Origin of the sequence: Mesorhizobium sp. M4B.F.Ca.ET.017.02.2.1 (genome assembly GCF_003998955.1) — a bacterium.
Lineage (GTDB): Bacteria > Pseudomonadota > Alphaproteobacteria > Rhizobiales > Rhizobiaceae > Mesorhizobium > Mesorhizobium abyssinicae.
Genome location: NZ_RZOF01000524.1, coordinates 1 through 2,706, shown reverse-complemented (window position 1 = coordinate 2,706; position 2,706 = coordinate 1). Strand labels below are relative to the sequence as shown.

The 2,706-nt window shown below is 67.3% G+C and carries 1 protein-coding gene; it reads left to right on the top strand.

Going from position 1 to position 2,706, the window contains the following annotated elements; translation table 11 throughout:
• Window positions 1–2,706 (top strand): acyl-[ACP]--phospholipid O-acyltransferase (locus tag EN738_RS33175; protein WP_127287236.1); only part of this gene is annotated, 2,706 nt, incomplete at both ends.

Below are 2,706 nucleotides of genomic sequence, written 5' to 3'. Positions count from 1 at the left end.
CTGGTGACCTTGGCCGGCGCCATCTTCATGGCTCCTTTCCTGCTCTTGTCCGCACTTGGCGGCGAGATCGCCGACCGCTTCGACAAGGCTTTCGTGGCGCGCAGGCTGAAGTTTGTCGAGATCGGCGCCGCACTGCTCGCGGTCATCGGCATCGCGCTCTCCTCCATTCCGGTTCTGCTGACGGCGCTGTTCCTGTTCGGCGTCATCTCGGCGCTGTTCGGCCCGATCAAGTACGGCATCCTGCCCGATCACCTCGAACGCAAGGACCTGCCGCGCGCCAACGCCTGGATCGAGTCGGCCACCTTCGCCGCCATCCTCGGCGGCACCATCGCCGGCGGCATCGTCTCGGCCGACGGCATCGGCGTTGCGGTGTTCGGCCCAATCATGATGGCGCTTGCCGTCGGCTGCTGGCTCGTCAGCCGCTACATCCCGGCCACCGGTTCGGCCGCACCCGATCTCGCGATCGACAAGAACATCCTGCGCTCCACCTGGCGCCTGGTCAGCGAGTTGCGCACCAACCAGCGCATCTGGCGGGCGGCGCTGATGGCGTCGTGGTTCTGGCTGGTCGGGGCCATCGTCCTTTCCATCCTGCCCCCTCTGGTCAAGAATTCGCTCGGCGGCACCGAGATCGCGGTGACCGCCTATCTGGCCGTCTTCGCGGTCGCCGTTGCCGTCGGCTCGGCCATCGCGGCATGGATGTCGCAGGGCCGCATGGTGCTGCTGCCGGCACCGGTCGGCACGGCGCTGATGGCCGTGTTCGGGCTGGACCTCGCCTGGAGCGTGTGGGGCCTTCAGGCCTCCGCCCAGGCGCAAACGCTCAGCGCCTTCTTCGCCGGCCAGAACACCATTCGGGTCGCCATCGATCTCGCCGGCCTGGCGATCGCCGGCGCCTTCCTGGTCGTGCCGACCTTCGCGGCCGTGCAGGCCTGGGCGCCGGAGGACCGCCGCGCCCGTGTCGTCGCCGCGGTGAATGTCGTCAGCGCCGGTTTCATGACCATTGGCGGCGGCCTCGTCGCCGTCATCCAGGGCGCCGGCGTCTCGATCGCCGGCGTGCTGGCCGGCCTTGCCGCGGTCAATGCCGTCGCCGCCTGGCTGATGCTGAAATACCTGCCGACGAATCCTTTCCGCGATTTCGTCTCCATCCTGTTCCGCGCCTTCCATCATCTGGAGGTCGAGGGGCTGGACAACCTCAAGGCCGCCGGCCCGGCGCCGATCCTGGCGCTCAACCATGTCAGCTTCCTCGACGGTCCGCTGGCCCTGACGCTGACCGACGAGGAGCCGGTCTTCGCCATCGACCACACCATCGCGCAGGCGTGGTGGATGAAGCCGTTCCTGAAGCTCGCCCGCGCCCTGCCGCTCAATCCGGCGAAGCCGATGTCGACCCGCACGCTGATCAAGATCGTGCAGGGCGGCGACCCGCTGGTCATCTTCCCGGAAGGCCGCATCACCGTCACCGGAGGCCTGATGAAGGTCTATGACGGCGCCGCCATGGTCGCCGACAAGACCGGATCGATGGTCGTGCCGGTGCGCATCGACGGGCTGGAGAAGAGCTACTTCTCGCGGCTGACGTCGCAGCACGTGCGCCGCCGGCTGTTCCCGAAGGTCAAGGTGACCATCCTGGAGCCGGTGACGCTCGACGTTCCGCAGGAGCTCAAGGGCCGCCAGCGTCGCACCGCGGCGGGCGCCGCCCTCTATCAGGTGATGTCGGATCTCGTCTTCCGCACCGAGGACATCGACAGGACCGTGCTGGAGAAGATCATCCTGACGGCGGGCGAGCGCGGCATGAAGGAGCTCGCCGTGCAGGACCCGGTCACCGGCTCGCTAAGCTACGGCAAGCTGCTGACGGCCGCCGCCGTGCTCGGCGAGAAGTTCGAGCACCTCTATGCCAGCCAGCAGACGATCGGCATCATGCTGCCCAACGCCAACGGCGCCTGCGCAACGCTGCTCGGCGTCATGTCGGCCGGCAAGGTGCCGGCGATGATCAACTTCACCGCGGGTGCGGCGAACATCCTCTCCGCCTGCAAGGCAGCCGAGGTGAAAACCGTGCTGACCTCGCGCGCGTTTGTCGAACAGGCAAAGCTCGGCGCCGTGGTCGAGGAAATCGGCCGCTCGGTGGAGATCGTCTGGCTCGACGACCTGCGGGCCGGCATCGGCCTCAAGGACAAGCTGCTCGGCTTGCTGCGCAAGACCACGCCGCGCGTCGCCCGCAAGCCCGACGACGCCGCGGTGATTCTGTTCACCTCCGGTTCGGAAGGCACGCCGAAGGGCGTGGTGCTCACCCACCGCAACATCCTGGCCAACGCCGCCCAGGCCGCCTCGCGCATCGATTTCCACTCGGGCGACAAGGTGTTCAACGTGCTGCCGATCTTCCATTCCTTCGGCATGACGGCGGGAACGGTGCTGCCGCTGATCTCGGGCGTGCCGGTCTATTTCTACCCCTCGCCGCTGCACTATCGCATCGTGCCGGAACTGGTCTACGCGTCGAATGCGACGATCATCTTCGGCACCGATACGTTCCTCTCGGGCTATGCGCGCACGGCGCACCCTTACGACTTCCGCTCGGTGCGCTACTGCTTTGCCGGCGCCGAGCCGGTCAAGGCGGCGACGCGCATGACCTACATGGAGAAGTTCGGCCTGCGCATCCTCGAAGGCTACGGCGTGACCGAGGCGGCTCCGGTGATCTCGATCAACACGCCGATGTACAAC